General features: G+C 75.0%; 17 protein-coding genes. 6 read left to right on the forward strand and 11 right to left on the reverse strand.

Annotated elements, in window-relative coordinates; all coding sequences use genetic code 11:
- Positions 1-50: 50 nt before the first annotated feature.
- Positions 51-974, reverse strand: coding sequence for an LLM class F420-dependent oxidoreductase (locus tag ACN9MS_RS17580; protein ID WP_426311926.1), 924 nt, complete (start codon positions 972-974; stop codon positions 51-53).
- A gap of 156 nt (positions 975-1,130) precedes the next feature.
- Positions 1,131-1,430 carry a Dabb family protein gene (locus ACN9MS_RS17585; RefSeq protein WP_426309695.1) on the reverse strand — a complete coding sequence of 100 codons (300 nt, stop codon included), beginning with the start codon at positions 1,428-1,430 and terminating at the stop codon, positions 1,131-1,133.
- A 23-nt stretch (positions 1,431-1,453) separates the two neighbouring features.
- Here ACN9MS_RS17585 and ACN9MS_RS17590 point away from each other — a divergent pair, with 23 nt between their 5' ends.
- Positions 1,454-2,347, forward strand: coding sequence for an LLM class flavin-dependent oxidoreductase (locus ACN9MS_RS17590; RefSeq protein ID WP_426309696.1), 894 nt, complete (start codon positions 1,454-1,456; stop codon positions 2,345-2,347).
- A 3-nt stretch (positions 2,348-2,350) separates the two neighbouring features.
- Here ACN9MS_RS17590 and ACN9MS_RS17595 read toward each other — a convergent pair whose 3' ends face one another.
- Positions 2,351-2,644, reverse strand: coding sequence for a hypothetical protein (locus ACN9MS_RS17595; protein WP_426309697.1), 294 nt, complete (start codon positions 2,642-2,644; stop codon positions 2,351-2,353).
- A 152-nt stretch (positions 2,645-2,796) separates the two neighbouring features.
- Between ACN9MS_RS17595 and ACN9MS_RS17600 the strand changes: the two genes are divergently transcribed.
- Complete coding sequence (locus ACN9MS_RS17600) at positions 2,797-2,997, forward strand: DUF2510 domain-containing protein (RefSeq protein ID WP_170227250.1); 201 nt, start codon at positions 2,797-2,799, stop codon at positions 2,995-2,997.
- Between the two features lie 21 nt (positions 2,998-3,018).
- Here ACN9MS_RS17600 and ACN9MS_RS17605 read toward each other — a convergent pair whose 3' ends face one another.
- Together ACN9MS_RS17605 and ACN9MS_RS17610 are read right to left on the reverse strand one after the other, a co-directional pair.
- Entirely contained in the window at positions 3,019-3,618 is a 600-nt protein-coding gene (locus ACN9MS_RS17605; RefSeq protein WP_426309698.1) for a dihydrofolate reductase family protein, read from the reverse strand.
- Positions 3,619-3,705: 87 nt separating this feature from the next.
- Complete coding sequence (locus tag ACN9MS_RS17610; protein ID WP_426309699.1) at positions 3,706-5,607, reverse strand: ABC transporter ATP-binding protein; 1,902 nt, start codon at positions 5,605-5,607, stop codon at positions 3,706-3,708.
- A 153-nt stretch (positions 5,608-5,760) separates the two neighbouring features.
- Between ACN9MS_RS17610 and ACN9MS_RS17615 the strand changes: the two genes are divergently transcribed.
- The 3 genes from ACN9MS_RS17615 (at position 5,761) to ACN9MS_RS17625 (ending at position 7,138) form a co-directional block, all read left to right on the forward strand.
- Positions 5,761-6,399 carry a TetR/AcrR family transcriptional regulator gene (locus ACN9MS_RS17615; protein WP_426309700.1) on the forward strand — a complete coding sequence of 213 codons (639 nt, stop codon included), beginning with the start codon at positions 5,761-5,763 and terminating at the stop codon, positions 6,397-6,399.
- Complete coding sequence (locus ACN9MS_RS17620) at positions 6,396-6,683, forward strand: hypothetical protein (RefSeq protein ID WP_378233365.1); 288 nt, start codon at positions 6,396-6,398, stop codon at positions 6,681-6,683. The genes ACN9MS_RS17615 and ACN9MS_RS17620 overlap by 4 nt, the downstream gene beginning before the upstream one ends.
- A 173-nt stretch (positions 6,684-6,856) precedes the next feature.
- Complete coding sequence (locus ACN9MS_RS17625; protein WP_426309701.1) at positions 6,857-7,138, forward strand: hypothetical protein; 282 nt, start codon at positions 6,857-6,859, stop codon at positions 7,136-7,138.
- 10 nt (positions 7,139-7,148) lie between these two features.
- Here ACN9MS_RS17625 and ACN9MS_RS17630 read toward each other — a convergent pair whose 3' ends face one another.
- The 5 genes from ACN9MS_RS17630 to ACN9MS_RS17650 all read right to left on the reverse strand — a co-directional run bounded on the left by ACN9MS_RS17630 (position 7,149) and on the right by ACN9MS_RS17650 (position 14,820).
- A complete protein-coding gene (locus tag ACN9MS_RS17630; protein ID WP_426309702.1) occupies positions 7,149-7,772 on the reverse strand; it encodes an ECF transporter S component in 624 nt (207 codons plus the stop codon).
- 84 nt (positions 7,773-7,856) lie between these two features.
- A complete protein-coding gene (locus ACN9MS_RS17635; protein ID WP_426309703.1) occupies positions 7,857-8,708 on the reverse strand; it encodes an energy-coupling factor transporter transmembrane component T in 852 nt (283 codons plus the stop codon).
- On the reverse strand, positions 8,705-10,522 hold the full coding sequence (locus ACN9MS_RS17640; RefSeq protein ID WP_426309704.1) for an ABC transporter ATP-binding protein: 1,818 nt from the start codon (positions 10,520-10,522) through the stop codon (positions 8,705-8,707). Before ACN9MS_RS17640 ends, ACN9MS_RS17635 begins: the two co-directional genes overlap by 4 nt.
- Positions 10,523-10,591: 69 nt before the next feature.
- Positions 10,592-13,306, reverse strand: coding sequence for a polynucleotide kinase-phosphatase (locus tag ACN9MS_RS17645; protein WP_426309705.1), 2,715 nt, complete (start codon positions 13,304-13,306; stop codon positions 10,592-10,594).
- Positions 13,303-14,820, reverse strand: a complete 1,518-nt coding sequence (locus ACN9MS_RS17650; RefSeq protein ID WP_426309706.1) for a 3' terminal RNA ribose 2'-O-methyltransferase Hen1 — start codon at positions 14,818-14,820, stop codon at positions 13,303-13,305. The genes ACN9MS_RS17645 and ACN9MS_RS17650 overlap by 4 nt, the downstream gene beginning before the upstream one ends.
- A gap of 185 nt (positions 14,821-15,005) precedes the next feature.
- Here ACN9MS_RS17650 and ACN9MS_RS17655 point away from each other — a divergent pair, with 185 nt between their 5' ends.
- Entirely contained in the window at positions 15,006-16,199 is a 1,194-nt protein-coding gene (locus ACN9MS_RS17655; protein ID WP_426309707.1) for a class I SAM-dependent methyltransferase, read from the forward strand.
- On the opposite strand, the gene ACN9MS_RS17660 is transcribed toward ACN9MS_RS17655, so the two are convergent.
- Positions 16,181-17,002 (reverse strand): CPBP family intramembrane glutamic endopeptidase, encoded by an 822-nt coding sequence (locus ACN9MS_RS17660; protein ID WP_426309708.1) that lies wholly within the window; start codon positions 17,000-17,002, stop codon positions 16,181-16,183. The two genes, ACN9MS_RS17655 and ACN9MS_RS17660, sit on opposite strands and share 19 nt — an antisense overlap.
- Positions 17,003-17,015: the final 13 nt, after the last annotated feature.

Consider the following 17,015-nt stretch of genomic DNA (forward strand, 5'->3'; position numbering starts at 1 on the left):
GACCTGTTTCGTCGCGACGCGGGTTCGGGGGCGAGCCCGGGCGTGTGCCGTCAGGGCAGCTGCGGCACGACCTGGGACGCGATGAGCTCGAGGTGGTCGAGGTCGTGCAGGTCGAGCACCTGGAGGTAGAACCGGGTGGCGCCCTGCTCGGCGGCGGCCGCGACCTTGTCCGCGACCTCGGAGACCGTGCCGGCCAGTCCGTTGCGGCGCACCTCGTCGGGCTCGCGGCCGATCGCCTCGGCCCGACGGCGGAACTCCGCCTCGTCCTTGCCCACCGCGACGACGAACGCGGCGGAGTACACGAGCGAGTCGGGGTCGCGGTCGGCGTCGAGGCACGCGGCGCGCACGTTCTCGAACCGCTCGGGCAGCACGCCGGGGTCCGGGAACGCCGCGTTGAACTCGCTCGCGTACCGGGCCGCGAGCGCCGGGGTGCGCCGGGGCCCGTGGCCGCCGACGATCACCGGGACGCGGACCTGGGCCGGCTTGGGCAGCGCCGGCGAGTCGGTGAGCGTGTAGTGCTCGCCGGCGTAGGAGAACGTCTCCCCGACCGGCGTCTCCCACAGGCCCGTGATCACCGCGAGCTGCTCCTCGAGGATCCCGAACCGCTTCTCCGGGAACGGGATGCCGTACGCCTCGTGCTCGCGCGCGAACCAGCCCGCACCGAGCCCGAGCTCCACACGACCGCCCGACATCTGGTCGACCTGCGCCACCTGGATCGCCAGCACGCCCGGGTGGCGGAACGTCGCCGACGACACGAGCGTGCCGAGCCGGATGCGGCTCGTCTCGCGGGCCAGGCCCGCGAGCGTCGTCCACGCGTCGGTCGGGCCGGGCAAGCCGTCGCCGTCGCCCATGACGAGGTAGTGGTCGGAGCGGAAGAAGGCGTCGAACCCGAGGTCCTCGGTCGCCTTCGCGACCGCGAGGAGGTCGTCGTAGGAGGCGCCCTGCTGGGGCTCGGTGAAGATGCGCAGGTCGATCTGGGTCATGCCGTCACCCTGCCACACGGGGCTGCGGCTTCTGCCCGCGGAAAACCCCGACCCGCGAGATAGAACGTCCGGTCGCGAGGTAGAAACCCGCGTGCCCTACCTCGAGACCGGACGTTCTACTTCGGCGGGGATGCCGAGGTGGTGCCGTCAGTCCGTCAAGGGGACGAGGTCGAGCTCCTGGAACTCCGCGACCTCAGGGACCCAGCGGTCGGCGACGAAGCCGCGGTGGTCCGGGTGGGCGTCGTACGCGGCGTAGGCGGCGTCGTCGTCGAACATCATGGAGAACTGGAACGTCAGCGGGCTCTTGGCGCTCACCTGACGCGAGACCGTGAAGTCCCGCACCCCCGGGATCGCGGTGAGCGTGCGACGCGCGGTGCCGAGGAACTCGGCCTCCTCGGCGCTGCCGGCGGGGTGGACGAGGCGGAAGGCGACAGTGTGCTGGATCACTCCCCCACCCTAGGCTGGCGACCATGCGCGTGAGCACCGTGATCCTGCCGATCTATCCGTGGCGTGAGGGCCGGGACGTGTGGCGGGCCGCCGACGACCTCGGGTTCCACGCCGCCTACACGTACGACCACCTGTCGTGGCGGACCTTCCGCGACGGGCCGTGGTTCGGCGCCGTCCCGACGCTCGCCGCCGCGGCGGGCGTCACGGAGCGGGTGCGGCTGGGCACGCTCGTGTCGTCGCCGAACTTCCGGGAACCCGTGACGTTCGCGAAGGACGTCATGACGCTCGACGACCTGTCCGGCGGGCGCGTCACCGTCGGCCTCGGCGCCGGCACGACGGGCTTCGACGCGACGGTCCTCGGCGGCGAGCCGTGGTCCGCACGGGAGCGTGCCGACCGCCTGCGCGACTTCACGGTCCTCCTGGACCGGCTGCTCACCGAGCCTGCGGTGACGCACGACGAGGGCCACTACCGCGCGCACGAGGCGCGAACCATCCCCGGCCCGGTCCAGTCCCCCCGTGTGCCGTTCGCCATCGCCGCCGCGGGCCCGCGCGGGCTGCGGCTCGCCGCGCGGTACGGCCAGGCGTGGGTGACGACGGGCGATGGCCGCCTGGGCGACGACGCGACCCCGGCGGAGTCGCGGGCGGCGGTCCGCGACCAGGTCGAGCGGCTCGAGGGCGCGTGCGCCGACGCCGGGCGGGACCCCGCGTCGGTCGAGCGGATCCTGCTCACCGGCTTCACGCCCGACCCTGCGCTGGAGTCGGTCGACGCGTTCGTCGAGACCGCGCACGGGTACGCGGAGGCCGGGATCACGGAGATCGTCGTCCACTGGCCCATCCCGGGCACGCAGTTCGCGGCCGACCAGCGCGTCTTCGAGCAGATCGCCACGGACGGCGCTGCGCAGGTCGACGGGCTGTAGGGCCTAGAAGAGGACGTCGAACAGGAAGCGGACCGGAGCGGTTACCGTCTCCCAGACGATGCGCCCTGCGGACCGGTGCTCGAGCCGGGCCTGCCGGGCTGCGAAGACCGCGGCCGCGACCCCGCCCAGGACCGCGGCGGCCAGACAGGTTCCCACGAGCCACGACGGCAGGTCGACCAGGTAGCCGGCCACCGACAGCGCCGCCGCGACCACGCCCAGCACGAGGCTGACGACGAGACCCCAGGCCGCCACGGGGTCGTATCCACGGCTGTGCCGCGCCTCCCGACCGTCCTCCACCCGCACAGTGTGCCAGCGGCGCGACGTCTCGGTAGCGGGACCTCGGATCGTGTCGAGGGAACCTGCGAGCGCCCCGCTGCGTGTAAGAGGTGGGGGTCCCGTGACACATGTCCGTACGAAGGGGCTCACGGACCGTGACGCGAGGAGGCGACGTGCGCAAGGCAGCGGCGGGCTGGTACGCGGACGCACCCGGTTCGGGGAGCGAACGCTGGTACGACGGCGCGGAGTGGACCGACCGCACCCGCGCGCGCCGCGCGTCGGAGGACACCGGGCCGTGGCGCCGGGTCCTCGTCGTCGGGGCCGTCGTCGTGCTCGTCGTCGCGGCGCCGCTCGTGCTCGCCGTGCTCGGCTGACGCCTCGCCGCGACCGACCCGTCAGCCGAGCTGCCCGAGCACCCGGTACGTGACGTGCGTGACGAGCGACGCCGCGCGGACGGAGACCGTCTCGAGCGCGAGGGGTGGGACGCCGTCGAGCACGCGGTCCCCGTGCCCGAGGACCTGCGGCACGACGTGCAGCCGCAGCTCGTCGAGGAGACCCGCCGTGAGCGCCTGGTTGATGGTCGCGGCTCCCCCGGCGATCGAGACGTCGCGCTCCCCCGCCGCCTCTCGCGCCTGCGCGACGGCGGACTCGATGCCGTCGGTGACGAAGAAGAACGTCGTCCCGCCGTCCATGACGAGCGGCTCGCGCGGGTGGTGCGTGAGGACGAACACCGGCGCGTGGTACGGCGGCTCGGGTCCCCACCAGCCGCGCCAGCCGAGGTCCCACTCCCCACGCCCGGGCGTGAACATGTTCCTCCCCATGACGAACGCCCCCGCGGCAACGATCGCCTCCATCTCGGTGGCGTTCTCGTCCGCCGTCTCGGTCATCCACCGGTGCAGGTCCACGCCCTCGCCGAACGGGTGCTCGAGCGTCTGGTCGGGACGGGACGAGAACCCGTCCACCGACACCGCCACGTCGCACGTCACGTTCCCCATGCCGCCCTCACCCTCCGCGGTCCGCGCGAGCCGGGACCGTCGTCGTCCACATCTGACGCCACCTCCGACCGCCCGTGCACCCGAAACTCATCGCACCGTCTCCCTCGGGGCCGCGGCCTCCTCGGTCGCGATGCGCAGGGCGGCGACGAGCTCGCGGTAGAGCTCGTCGGTCGCGAGGAGCTCGGCGTGCGTGCCGCGGGCGCGGACGCGTCCGTCCTCCATGACGAGGATGAGGTCGGCGTCGATCACGGTCGACAGCCGGTGCGCGATGGTCACGACCGCGCGATCGCGCGCGAGGTCCTCGATGACGGCGTGCACGGCGGCCTCGGTGAGCCCGTCGACCTGGGCCGTCGCCTCGTCGAGGAGCAGGACGTCGGGCGCGTGCAGGACGGCGCGCGCGAGAGCGACGCGCTGCCTCTCGCCGCCCGAGACGGTGGTCCCGACGAGCGACGTGTCGAGCCCGTCGGCGAGCGAGCGCACCTTGGCCTCGAGCCGGACCTGTGCGAGCGCGGCCCACATGGCCTCGTCGGTGGCGCCGGGGTCGGAGAGGTGCAGGTTCTCGCGGATCGTCCCCGGGACGACGGGCGTCTCCTGCTCGACGTACGCGAACCGGCGCCGGACGTCGTCGAACGTGAGGTCGTCGTACGGCACGCCGTCGAGCAGGATCTGCCCCGACTCGGGCTGGAGGAACCGCAGGAGCAACGAGAACGTCGTGGTCTTGCCCGCTCCGGACGGCCCGACGATGGCGACCTGTCCGCGGTGGGGCACGTCGAGGTCGAGGTCACGGACCACGGGCTCGCCGCCCGGCAGGTAGCGCGCCGTGACGCCCCGCAGGGAGAGTCGCGGCGTCCCGGCCTCGGTCCCGTCGGTGCCCGACGCCGCGGCCGCCTCCGCCGGCCGGCCCGCCTCCGCGCGGGTCGGGTCGAGCGACGCCGAGCCGACCCGCCCCGGCCGGGCCGCGTCGTCGTCCTCCTCCGGCTCGATCGCCTGGACTTCGCTGATACGGCCCGCGGCGGCGATGCCGGCCTGGAGCTGGGTGACGTTCATGGTCAGCCCGGTGACGGGCTCGACGATCTGGAACGCGTAGAGGAGGAACGCGACGAGGCTCGACACGGCGAGCAGACCCTCGTCGACGCGCCACGCGCCGAGCGCGAGGATGACGATGATCGCGGCCTGGATCCCGCCGCCCGCGATGGTCCACGCGACGGCCTCGGTGCGCACGGCCCGGACGCTGTGCCGCGCGGAGGCCTGCGCGTCGTCGAGCACCCGCTCGATCTGGCGGCCCTCGGCGCGGCTGGCCTTGATGGTGCGGATCGCGCGGAGGCCGCCCTCGAGCGTCCCACCGAGGCTGCCGAGCGACTCCTGCGCCTTCTCCTGCGCCTTGGCGATCCGCGGCATGAGCCCGCCCACGAGCACGGCGATGACGACGATCGCGCCGAGCGTCGTGCCGAGCAGCACGATGTCGAGCACCCCCATGAGGATGATCGTCCCGACGAGCGACACCGCGAAGTTGACGAGGTTGACGATGCTCGACGACGCGGCCTCTCGCAGCAGCACGGTGTCCGAGGTGACGCGGGTGACGAGCTCGCCCGTCGGGCGCCCGGTGAGCGCGCCGATCCGCGCGCGGAAGTAGCGCCGGACCATGGACGACCGCGCGTCGAGCACGACCCGCTCGGCGAGCGTGCCGAGCAAGATCCACTGCCACAAGCCGAGCACGAGGCCCACGACGAGCAGCCCGACGAGCGTGAGGACGGCCGGGGTGAGCGACTCCCCCGTCCCGAGGGTGTCCAGGACCCACTTGGTCACCATCGGGGTCGCGAGGGCCGCGGCCGTGGTGCCCAGTCCCAGGACGAGCCCGAGCAGGAGCGTGCGGCGGTGCGGTCGGACGAACGCCCAGAGCACCCTGAGCCGCGGGAGGAAAGGGCCCTTGGGTGCGTCGGTCGTGGCGGGCGTCGTGGTCGGCGGGCCGGGAGCGTCGGTCGTGGACATGGCGTCAACCATGGTTGACAATCCCTTCTCGTGTCAACTGTGGTTGACGCGCAGGTGGATCCTGGAGTGGAACGAGGTTGACCACTAGTGGAACACGCTTGTTCCACTAGTGGCAAGAGGTGTTCCACGGCGTCGAGGGCTATCGTGGGCCGCGTGACGGCACGAACCAGCGCGCGCGACACCACCACCGCGCCGGCCCCCGCAGCGGCGGACGACGGCGTGCCCGCGGAGAGCGGAACCCGTGCGCGCACGCGGCGCGCGATCCTCGACGCCGCCGTCGCCGTGCTCAGCACGGACAAGTCCGCGTCGCTGGGCGACGTCGCCCAGGCCGCGCAGGTCGGGCGCACGACGCTCCACCGCTATTTCCCGGAGCGTGCCGACCTCGTCGAGGCGATCGGTGCCGAGGCCGTCGAGCGCACGCGCGCCGCGATCACCGCGGCGCGGCTGGACGACGGCGGCCCCGCGTCCGCGCTGCGCCGCCTCGCGTTCGAGTACTTCGACCTCGGCCCCTGGTACATGGTCCTGTTCAACGAGCTGTCCGGCGGCGAGCCCGAGTTCTGGGCGGAGTCCGACGCGGCGGAGGAGCCGGTGCGCGACCTCCTGCGCCGCGGCCAGGCGGACGGCGTGTTCGACGACCAGCTCAGCGTCTCGTGGCTCGTCCGCACCCTCTGGTGGATGCTCTTCAACGCCTGGGCGATGCACGACGAGGGCGAGGCGACGCGCGCCGACGCGCTGCGCATGGCGGTCCGCAGCATCGAGGGCGTCGCGCTCGCCCGCGAGGCCCGCCCGTGAGCACGGCCCCGGGCCCGGCGCCCCGGCCCGGCCTCGGCGAACGGCTGCGGCGCTGGTGGCAGCGCGCCGACGACGTGCGCACGGGCGTGCGCTGGGCGAGCGTCGGGACGGTCTTCGGCGGGATCGCCGTCGCGGTCGTCTGCCTGGTGCTCGTGCTCCGCGGCCGCGTCTGGGCGTGGTTCCCGCTCCTCGTCGCTGCGGCCGTCGCGCTGCGCGAGGTCCGTTACCTCCAGCGCGCCGCGCGCGGTGGCCGACCTCGCTACCACGAGAACGCGCCGCGCTGACCCCGGGGCGCCGTCGCCCGCGCGGGTCACGGGTTGGCGCTGCTCGTCATCCGGAGGTCGCACCCCGGTGGACCGCAGGATCCACCGGACGGCCGACGCGCCCGAGGCCGCTCGGCGGGAAGACTGGCGGCACGGCGTCGGGCAGCGGCGCCGGAGACCTCCGGAGGCGCACCGTGACGACCCCCACCCCCGCCCGGGACGCGGCGTTCCCCGAGCAGCTCCCCGAGCCCTTCCCCGACCGGTCGTCGGAGCAGCCGTCGGCCCAGGCGGCCGCGCGTGGCCTGCGCTTCACCGCGCGCCGTGGCCGCGGTGCCCGCCGACGCACGGTCCGCCCCGCGTCGCGCCCGGCCGTCCCGCCCGTCGAGCGGGCGAACGGCTGGCTCGTCGCGGTGGCCGTCGTGGCCGGCGCGGTGCTGTTCTCGGTGCTCGCGATGAACGCGTTCCTCGGCGGCTGAGGATCCCCGCTCAGCCCTGACCGGCCGCCGCGGGCGAGCCCTCGACCGTCGCCCCGGTGTCGGCGGCCGCCGCGCGACGCGCCGGCGCGAGCCCGCGCGCGACGCCCGCGCGCTCGAGACGGCGGGCGAGCAGCAGCCCCGCCCACGTCCCCACGAGCGAGCTCGCCATCATGAGGGCCACGATGAGGACCTGCACCACCGGCGCCATCGACGCGGCGTCGAAGGCGACGAACGCCGACCACGTGTACAGCGCCGAGAAGACGAACGTCGCGACGTAGAACAGCCACGGCGCCCACACGCGGTAGAGCGTCACGAGGAACGCGACCTCGAGCGCCGCGCCCACCATGAGGCACGTGAGGATCGAGGACGCCCCGAGCGGCGACGCGGAGCTGATGACGCCCGCGACGAGCATGGTGAGCACCGCGGCGCCGGGGCGGCGCACGAGGGCGAGCGCGAGCACCGGCCCGACGATCCACAGGCCGAGCATCGCGGAGTAGAGCACCGGCACGGTCGACGCGAGCGCCGCCGCGACGAAGTTCGCCGGGACCAGCAGCACGCCCGTCGCGGCACCGATGGCGGCACAGGTCATGAGGTAGCGCGTCGTGAGGGACTGACGGCGGGTGGTGCTGGGCATCGTGGGCTCCGGGACGTCGAGGGTCTGGGCGGGTGGATGGAAGCGGTCGAGCCAGGGCGCGAGGGGTCGGGCGGCAGGCCGCGGTCAGCCGGTCAGCGCGGGCACCACGACGAGCGCGATGCCCGCCGCGACGCCCCACGTCGCGAGGAGGAAGACGACGTCGCGCACGCGGAACGGCACGAGGACCCGCTCGGTGCGGGTCGCGTGCGCGCCGAACCCGCGCGCCTCCATGGCGAGCGACACGCGCTCGCCGTGGCGGATGCCGCCCGCGAGGAGCGGGACGGCGTAGCCGAGGTGGCGCCGTCCCGCCGCGACGGGCCCGCGCCCGTGGTCGACGCCGCGCACGCGGTGCGCCGCACGGATCACCTCGAGCTCGTGCCCGAACCGCGGCACGAACCGCAGCGCGGCGAGCGCCGCGTACCCCACGCGGTACGGCACGCGCAGCTGCTGCACCATCGCGCGGACGACGTCCTGCCCGGTCGTCGACAGCCCGCCGACGAGCACGAGCAGCAGGAGCGCGCACGTGCGCAGGCTCGTCGCGAGCCCGGTCTCGAGCGCCCCGGACCACAGGTGGAACGGGCCGACGGTCGCGAGCAGCGTCGTACCGTCGACGTCGCGGGGGTCGGTGAGCACGCCGAACGACACCGTCATGACGGCGGCGAGCGCGGGCAGGCCGAGCAGCAGGACCGCGACGACGCGCCGCGGCGGCCGGACCATGACGAGGATGACGAGGAGCGCAACGAGCCCGACGAGCGCGGGCGTCAGCAGGTCGCGGGTCGTGAACACCCACACGACCACGGGCAGCGGGCCGAACGCCGTGACGAGCGGGTCGTAGGTGCACAGGTCCCGTGCCGGCCCGGCGAACCGGCCGAGGCGCGCGTCGTCCGGTGTCGCGCGCGCAGAGCGGGGCCGGACGTCGAGCGTGCCCGCGCTCATGCCCCGACCCCCGCGGGGACGGGCGCGGCCGGCAGGTCCGCGAGGCGCGCGACACGCCGCCACGCAGGGTCGGCCAGGTGCCGGGTCGCGCGCGCGAGCGGTGGCGTGCGCAGGCCGGCGAGGCGCAGCACGTCCTCGTCCGCGAGGACTTCGCCCGGTGAGCCGTCGGCGACGACGCTCCCGTCCGCGAGCGCCACGACGCGCGTCGCGTGCTCCGCGACGAGCTGCATGTCGTGGCTCACGACGACGACCGCCGTCCCGTCGCGGTGCAGGTCGGTGAGCAGGTCGAGCAGCTCGGCGGCGCGCTCGCGGTCCTGCCCGTACGTCGGTTCGTCGAGCACGAGGACCTCGGGGCGGCACACGATCGCGGTCCCCACCGAGAGGCGACGCTTCTGCCCGCCGGACAGGAGGAACGGGTGCCGGTCGCGCAGGTCGGCGAGCCCGAACCGGCGCAGCACGTCCTCGACGCGCGCCGCGACCTCGTCCTCGGGCACGCCGCGCACGCGCAGGCCGAGCGCGAGCTCGTCGTCGACGCGCGACGTGACGAGCTGGTGCTCGGGGTTCTGGAAGACGAACCCGACGTGCCGGGAGAGCTCGCGCGGGTCGGCACGGGTCGGGTCGAGGCCCGCGACGGTCACGCGGCCGTCGAACGCGCCGCGGCGCGGCCGCAGCACGCCCGCGGCGAGCTGCGCGAGCGTCGTCTTGCCCGCCCCGTTGGCGCCGACGACGGCGACGAGCTCGCCCGGCGCGACCGCGAGCGACACGTCGCGCAGCACGGTCGCGCCGCGCCCGCGGCGGTCGCCGCGTCGTAGCGTCACGCGGTCGACGACGAGCACCGGCTCGGGCGCGGCCGGTCCCGGCTCGCGCGGGCGCGGGGACGCGTCGGGCAGGTGCGTCACGGTCACCAGGGCGGTCCCCAGCTCGTCGGGAGTGAGCGGCACGGGGTCGAGGTGCACGCCCGCGGCACGCAGCCGCAGCGCGGCGAGCGTCGCGGTGGGCAGCCAGACGCCCAGCGCCGCGAGCGCCTCGGCCCGCTCTCCCAGCACCTCGCGGACGGGGCCGTCGTGGGCGAGCCTCCCGGCGCCGTCGAGCACGACGACGCGGTCGACGAGCGAGACCGCGGCGTCGAGGTCGTGCTCGACGAGCAGCACCGCGCGGTCGCCGCGCGCCACCACGTCGCGCAGCACCGCGTAGACCTCCTCGGTGCCCTGCGGGTCGAGGTTGGCCGTCGGCTCGTCGAGCACGAGGAGCGGGGAGCCGAGGGCGAGCGCGCACGCGATCGCGAGCCGCTGGCGGCCGCCGCCCGAGAGCACGGCGGGGTCGTCGTCGCGACGCTCCCACAGGCCGACTCGTCGCAGCGCGTCCTCGGCGCGGGCGAGCACGTCGTCCACCGGAAGGCGCAGGTTCTCGGGGCCGAAGCACACCTCGTCGAGCAGCGTGCCCGTGACGACCTGGGCGTCGGGGTCCTGGAAGACCATCGCGACGTCGCGCGAGAGCTCGGGCGGCGTCGTCTCGGCCGTCGACCGCCCGCGCACGCGGACCGCCCCCTCGAGGTCCGCCCCGACGACGTGCGGGACGAGCCCGTTCGTCGCGAGCGCGAGCGTCGACTTGCCGCAGCCCGACGGGCCGAGCAGGAGCACCGCCTCGCCGGGGCGCACGTCGAACGTGACGGCGTCCGGCGTCGGGCGCCCGACCACGCGTGGCGCGGGGTCCGCGCCGGGTCCCGCGGGGTCGTGCTCGTGGTACCGGACGCTCACGCCGCGCACCGCGAGCAGCGGCTCCGGGGTGCCGTTCGACGTCTCGTCCGCGATCACGCGGCTCAGGATAGGCGAACCTAAGCCACGTGACGAGACCCCGCTCGCGGCGGGGGACGGCGCGGGCGGTCAGAGCCGCGGGTCGACCGGTTCCGACTCCAGCGCGAGCACCGCGAACACCGGCTCGTGGACGCGCCACGTCGGCTCCCCGCGCGCGACCCGGTCGAGCGCCTCGAGGCCGAGCGCGTACTCGCGCAGCGCGAGCGAGCGCTTGCGCCCGAGCGACCGGTCGCGCAGCCGTTCGAGGTGGCGCTCCTCGGTGTACTCGGGCCCGTAGATGATGCGCAGGTACTCCCGGCCGCGGACCTTGAGCCCGGGCTGCACGAGCCCGCCACCCTTGCCGCCCGCGCCCCGCCGCCGCACGAGGTTCGCGAGCGGCTTGACCACCATGCCCTCTCCCCCGGCCGCCGTGAGCTCCTCCCACCACGCCGTCCCGGTGGCGCGCGACGCGTCGTCCGCGAGGTCGACGACGACGCGCCGCGTCGTGCGGAACAGCACCGGGTCCGCCGCGACGAGCCCGTCCGCGACGTCGAGGTGCCACAGGTGGTCGCGCTCGGCGTACGTCGTGCCGGTCGCCTCGACGGACCCGGGCCGGGCGGACGTCCCGCTCGCGAGCACCTGGAACGGCGCGACCTGCACGCCGCGCAGCGGGTCGACCGCGCCCCGGACGTCCTCGCCGTGCACGGTGACCCCCGTGTCCCACCGGTAGCGCCGGTACGACTCGACGAACAGCTCGGCGTCGGCCGCACGCCGCGCGGTCCGACCGCGGAGCTCGCCCACGTCCACGCCGCGCGCCTCCGCGGCGGCCAGGGCCGCGAGTGCGGACGGCATGACGGCCCGTGCCGCCGCCCCGACGCTCGCGTACTGGTCGCGCAGGAGCTGGTCCGCCTTGAGGGACCACGGGAGCACCTCGGCATCGAGCAGCACCCAGTCGGCGCCGAGCGCGTCCCACGTCCCGGCCGCCTCGAGGGCAGCGGCGACGCGCCCGAGCAGGAGCGCCGTCGTCGGCTCGTCGAGGAACGACCGCCCCGTGCGCGTGTGCACAGCACCTGGAGAAGCGATGCCGAACCGCTCGGCGACGACGCGCGAGCCGTCCGGCCCCGCGTCGCGCGCGACGAGCAGGACCGCGCGCGAGCCCATGTGCTTCTCCTCGCACACGACCCGGTCGACGCCGTCACGCGCGTACGCGACGAACGCGCCGTCGGGGTGCTCGAGCAGGCCGGGCAGCGTCGAGGTCGCGACCGGGCTCATGGTCGGCGGCAGGTACAGCAGCAGGCGCGGGTCGACGGCGAACCGGCTCATGACCTCGAGCGCACCCGCCGCCTGCTCCTCGCCCACCGTCACTCGCCCGTGCGTCGAGGTCTCGACGACTCGGCGCCCGAGCACGTCGGACACGGAGAGCAGGTCGGGCTCGCGCGCGGGCTCGCCCGAGCCGTCCGAGCCGTCGGGGAGGAACGGGCGCGCGGGCGCGTAGTACTCGCGCGCGGCCGGCACCTGCACGACCTCCTTCTCCGGGTAGCGCAGCGCGGACAGCTTCCCGCCGAACACGCACCCCGTGTCGAGGCACATCGTGTTGTTGACCCACTCGGCCTCGGGCGTCGGCGTGTGCCCGTAGAGGACCGTGGCGCGGCCGCGGTAGTCGTCCGCCCACGGGTAGCGCACGGGGAGACCGAACTCGTCGGTCTCGCCCGTGGTGTCGCCGTAGAGCGCGAAGCTCCGTACACGCCCGGACGCCCGGCCCTGGTAGGACTCCTTGAGCCCGGCGTGCGCGACGACGAGGCGGCCGTCGTCGAGCACGAGGTGGGACACCAGGTCGCGGCAGAACTCCGCGACCTCGCGGCGGAACTCCTCGGGCTCCTCGGCGAGCTGGGCGAGCGTCGTCTCGAGGCCGTGGGAGACCTTCACGTCGCGCCCGCCGAGCGCGCGCACGAGCTTGTGCTCGTGGTTGCCCGGCACCGCGAGCGCGTGCCCCGCGCGGACCATGCCCATCGCGAGCCGCAGCACGCCCGGCGAGTCAGGGCCGCGGTCGACCAGGTCGCCGAGGAAGATCGCGCGGCGGCCCTCGGGGTGCGCGGCGTCGACGGGCCGGCCCGCGTCGTCGCGCACGACGGCGTAGCCCAGCTCCCCGAGGAGCGTCACGAGCTCGTCGAGGCAGCCGTGCACGTCGCCGATCGCGTCGAACGGGCCGTGCTCGTCGCGACGGTCGGTGAGCAGCGGCGTCCGCACGATGCGTGCCGCCGCGACCTCGTCCTCCCCACGCAGCACGTGCACGGTGCGGAACCCCTCGCGCTGGAGGCTCTTGAGCGACGACCGCAGCGCCGCCCGCTGCCGCGTCACGACGTGCGCGCCGAACCCGCGGTCCGCCCGCGCGGCGTTGCGCTCGAGCGCGACCTTCTCCGGCACGTCGAGGACGATCGCCACGGGCAGGACGTCGTGGGCGCGCGCGAGCGCGACGAGGGTCTTGCGGGCCTCGCGCTGCACGTTCGTCGCGTCGACGACCGTGAGCAGGTTCGCCTCCAGGCGCTTGGACACGATCGTCTCCAGCACCTCGAACGCGGCCTTCGTGGCCGCCTGGTCGTTCTCGTCGTTCGACACGAGACCGCGGCACACGTCCGACGACACCGTCTCGTACGGGCCGAAGTGCTCGCGCGCGAACGTCGACTTCCCCGAGCCGGAGACGCCGACAAGCACCACGAGGCTCGACGCGGGGACGCGCAGGTCGCGCGTCGCCGCGTCACGCTCGGTCGTCGGCTCGGTGGCCTGCTCGGTCACGTGCTCGCTCATCGCGCCTCCCCTCCGTCGTGCGTGCCGGACCCTGTCGCGGCCGTCCCGCCGAGCGGCGCGGCCCCGTCCAGCGTGAGGACCACCATCTGGGTGGGCGCCCCGACGTCCGGCGCGAGCGGCCCGACGTCGCGGTGCTCGACCGCGTACCCGTAGCGGTCCGCGGCGGCGTCCGCCCACGCGCGGAGCTCCGCGCGCGTCCACTCGAAGCGGTGGTCGGGGTGCCGCACCCTGCTCCCGCCCGGCCCGTCCAGGAGGTTCGGGTAGTGCACGTTGTACTCGGCGTTGGGCGTCGTGACGACGACGACGCGTGGCCGCGCGTGCCCCAGCACCGCCTGTGCCAGCGCGTCGAGGCGCGACGGGTCCACGTGCTCGACGACCTCCATGAGCACCGCGGCGTCGAACCCCGTGACCCGGTCGTCGGTGTACGTGAGGGACGACTGGAGCAGGCGCACGCGCTCGCGCTCGGCGTCGCTCGCGTCGTGCAGGCGCAGCCGCGCGGCCGCGCGCTCGAGCTCGCGCGCCGAGACGTCGGTGCCGAGGACGCGCGTGAAGGTCCGGTCGGCGGCGAGACGGCGCAGGAGCGCGCCCTCCCCGCAGCCGAGGTCGACGACGGTCCGTGCACCCACCTCGTGCAGGACCCCGAGCACCGCGTCCGCGCGCTGCCGGGCGAGCGGCGGCTCCGGCGCGTCCGCCTCGGGTGACGTCGCGCCGTCGAGCGAGCCGCCGCCGTCGGGCTCGGCGACGTCCGCGGGCGCGGCGCCGTCGAGCGCGGCGAGGCGCGCCGTCGCGTCCTCGACGTAGCGGCGCTGGTGCGCGAGGTAGCGGCGCAGGATCTGCGCGCGCTCGGGGTGGTCGGCGAGCCAGCCACCGCCCGCGCGCACGAGCTTGTCCACCTCGTCCGTCGAGACCCAGTAGTGCTTCGCGTCGTCGAGCACGGGCAGCAGCACGTAGAGCTGCGCGAGCGCGTCGGCGAGCCGGCGCGTGCCGTGCAGGCGCAGGTCCACGTACCGCGAGGCGCCCCATGCCGGGACGGTCGGGTCGAGCGGCTCCGCGGTCGCAGTCACGTGCCAGCCCAGCGGCTCGAAGAGCCGGCGCGCCAGGTCGGTCCCACCGCGGCAGGGCAGGGACGGGACGTGCACGTCGAGCGGGAGCTCGACGTCGGGGAGGTCGGGCCGGGCGTCGCACCGGCCCGCCATGGCCGTCGCGAACACCTTGCCCAGCGCGACGGCGACCATCGACGACGCGGCGTACGGCCGGTCGTTGACGTACTGCGCGAGCGCGAACGCGTCCCCGCCGCCGAAGCGCTTGTTGTGCACGATCCCCACCGGGTCGACCTCGAGCAGCAGCGCGACCTCGCACCGCTCCTCCGTCGCCTCGGGGTAGAACACGTGCGCGCGGCCCACGGGCAGGTCGAACACCTGGGCGCGGTCCGGGTGCTTGTGCAGCAGGAACCCGAGGTCGGTGGCGTCGTCGAGCGTCCCCGGGGACGCCGTCGCGGCGAGGGTCACGAGCATGGCCGCCATGGTGCCATCCGGCGCCGGGCGGGGCACCGGGATTGTGGACGAGCGAGCGACCTGTGGACGACCGAAGTTTCAGCCGCTCCGCCCATCGACGCGAGCGCTCCAGAGGTCTACCGTCGATCCCACGGGCGCCGCTGCCCACGGCACGCGCCCGGCCAACGTCCAGCCGGAGGCCGCGCATGGTCGCCACAGCCGAGAACGGGCCCCCGGGCCCGGGGGACGAGCGCGCGGGGAGCGACCCCGCTCCGTCGGGCCCCACCGCGTCGGACGCCGACGCGTTCGCCGACCGCCTGTTCGCCGCGACCCTCGGCGCGATCGACGTCCTGTCCGTCCACGTCGGCGACCGGCTCGGCTGGTACCGCGCGCTCGTCGACGCCGGCCCCCTCACCTCGACCGGTCTCGCCGAGCGCACGGGCACCCACGAGCGGTACGCGCGCGAGTGGCTGGAGCAGCAGGCGGCCAGCGGGATCCTCGCCGCCGAGGACCCGGGCGCCGGGCCCGCGCTCGCGGCCGACCCGGTCGCCGCCGCCCGCGAGCGCCTCTACGCCCTGCCGGCCGCGCACGCGGAGGTCCTCACCGACACGTCCTCGCTCGCGTACGTCGCGCCGCTCGCACGCTTCGTCGGTGCGATCGGCCCGCAGCTCCCCCACCTGCTGGACGCGTACCGCGACGGCGGCGGGGTGTCCTGGGACCAGCTCGGCGACGACGCGCGCGAGGCCCAGGCGGAGGTCAACCGACCGTGGTTCGAGCGCGAGCTCGCGCCGACGCTCGCGCGGGTCCCCGCGGTCCACGACGTGCTGAGCCGGCCGGGATCCCGGGTGGTCGACGTCGGGTGCGGGTTCGGGTGGTCGACGCTCGCGCTCGCGCGTGCCTACCCCGAGGCGGTGCTCCACGGCGTCGACGTGGACCGCCCGTCGGTCGCGGCGGCGCGCGCGGCGGCCGAGGAGGCCGGGCTCGCGGACCGCGTGACGTTCCACCTCGCCGACGCCGCCGAGCTCGGCCTCGTCGAGCCCGCCGGGCTGCCGTTCGACGCCGCGTTCGCGTTCGAGTGCGTGCACGACATGCCGCGGCCCGCGGCGGTGCTCGACGCCGTGCGCCGCGCGGTCCGGCCCGACGGCGTCGTGGTGGTCATGGACGAGGCCGTCGGCGAGGAGTTCACCGCGCCCGCCGACGACGTCGACCGGGTCATGTACGGGTACAGCCTCTTCGTGTGCCTGCCCGACGGGCTCTCCTCGCCGCCGTCCGTCGGCACCGGGACCGTCATGCGCCCCGCGACGCTGCGCCGCTACGCCCGCGAGGCGGGGTTCGCGGACGTCGAGGTGCTGCCCGTGGACGACTTCTCGTTCTTCCGGTTCTACCGACTCGTGCCCTGAGCACGTCCGATCGCCTCGCGCGCCGGTCGACGGCGCTCCCTCACGACCAGCACGACGAGGGTCGCGGCAGCGAGGACGTAGACCACGACGACCAGGAAGTTCGCTGCCCCGGCTGCAGCGCCCGCAGGCTCGCGCACCCCGACGAGGAACGTCGAGAAGTCCCACGCGGCGTGGAGGGCCATGGCGGCGACGATCGTCCCTGTCCCTCGGCGCGCCAGGTAGAGACCGGTACCGGTGAGCGCCGCGAAGGCCACCTGGAGCACCGCCCCCGGCTCCTCCAGGAGAAGGTTGGTGAGGTGGAAGCCGCCGAACCAGAGTGTCGTCCACAGCACGGCCATCCCCTCGGACCGGACACCCTGACGCAGCGAGCGCAGCACGATCCCACGGAACAAGGTCTCCTCGGCGAAGCCCACGAGCACGCTAGCCGCGAGCACGGCGAGCAGATGCCCGGGCTCGAAGAAGGCCCAGTCGAGGCCCACGAGGTGCAGGACGGTGATGACCACCATCACCGCCGGCAGCAGCCACAGGAACCAGCCTGTGGGCAGCCGGCGCGCGTCCCGGAAGACGTGGTCCCAACGTGCCCAGACGAGGAAGACGACGAGCCACGCGGCGCCCGCGGCGAGCGGCAGCACCGCCGAGCGCAGCGTCGAGTCGGCGGAGTCGAAGAAATGCTCGTACCCGATGCCGGAGGCCCTCATGAGGCCGACGACGATCATGACGTAGACCACGAACACGACCGTCGCTACCGGTACGGACGGGGTGACGCGCCACCGCGCGGACGAGTACCCGACAGTTGCCGACATGACGCTCCTCCCT

Source organism: Cellulosimicrobium sp. E-16, from assembly GCF_049913115.1.
In the GTDB taxonomy this organism is placed as follows: Bacteria; Actinomycetota; Actinomycetes; order Actinomycetales; family Cellulomonadaceae; genus Cellulosimicrobium.

What these genes read in the sequence shown, in the direction of transcription:
- ACN9MS_RS17590 (WP_426309696.1), top strand. Translation starts at nt 1,454, where the DNA reads ATGCGCGTGAGCACCGTGATCCTGCCGATCTATCCGTGGCGTGAGGGC.
- ACN9MS_RS17605 (WP_426309698.1), bottom strand. Translation starts at nt 3,618, where the DNA reads ATGGGGAACGTGACGTGCGACGTGGCGGTGTCGGTGGACGGGTTCTCG.
- ACN9MS_RS17610 (WP_426309699.1), bottom strand. Translation starts at nt 5,607, where the DNA reads ATGTCCACGACCGACGCTCCCGGCCCGCCGACCACGACGCCCGCCACG.
- ACN9MS_RS17630 (WP_426309702.1), bottom strand. Translation starts at nt 7,772, where the DNA reads ATGCCCAGCACCACCCGCCGTCAGTCCCTCACGACGCGCTACCTCATG.
- ACN9MS_RS17635 (WP_426309703.1), bottom strand. Translation starts at nt 8,708, where the DNA reads ATGAGCGCGGGCACGCTCGACGTCCGGCCCCGCTCTGCGCGCGCGACA.
- ACN9MS_RS17645 (WP_426309705.1), bottom strand. Translation starts at nt 13,306, where the DNA reads ATGAGCGAGCACGTGACCGAGCAGGCCACCGAGCCGACGACCGAGCGT.
- ACN9MS_RS17650 (WP_426309706.1), bottom strand. Translation starts at nt 14,820, where the DNA reads ATGCTCGTGACCCTCGCCGCGACGGCGTCCCCGGGGACGCTCGACGAC.
- ACN9MS_RS17655 (WP_426309707.1), top strand. Translation starts at nt 15,006, where the DNA reads ATGGTCGCCACAGCCGAGAACGGGCCCCCGGGCCCGGGGGACGAGCGC.
- ACN9MS_RS17660 (WP_426309708.1), bottom strand. Translation starts at nt 17,002, where the DNA reads ATGTCGGCAACTGTCGGGTACTCGTCCGCGCGGTGGCGCGTCACCCCG.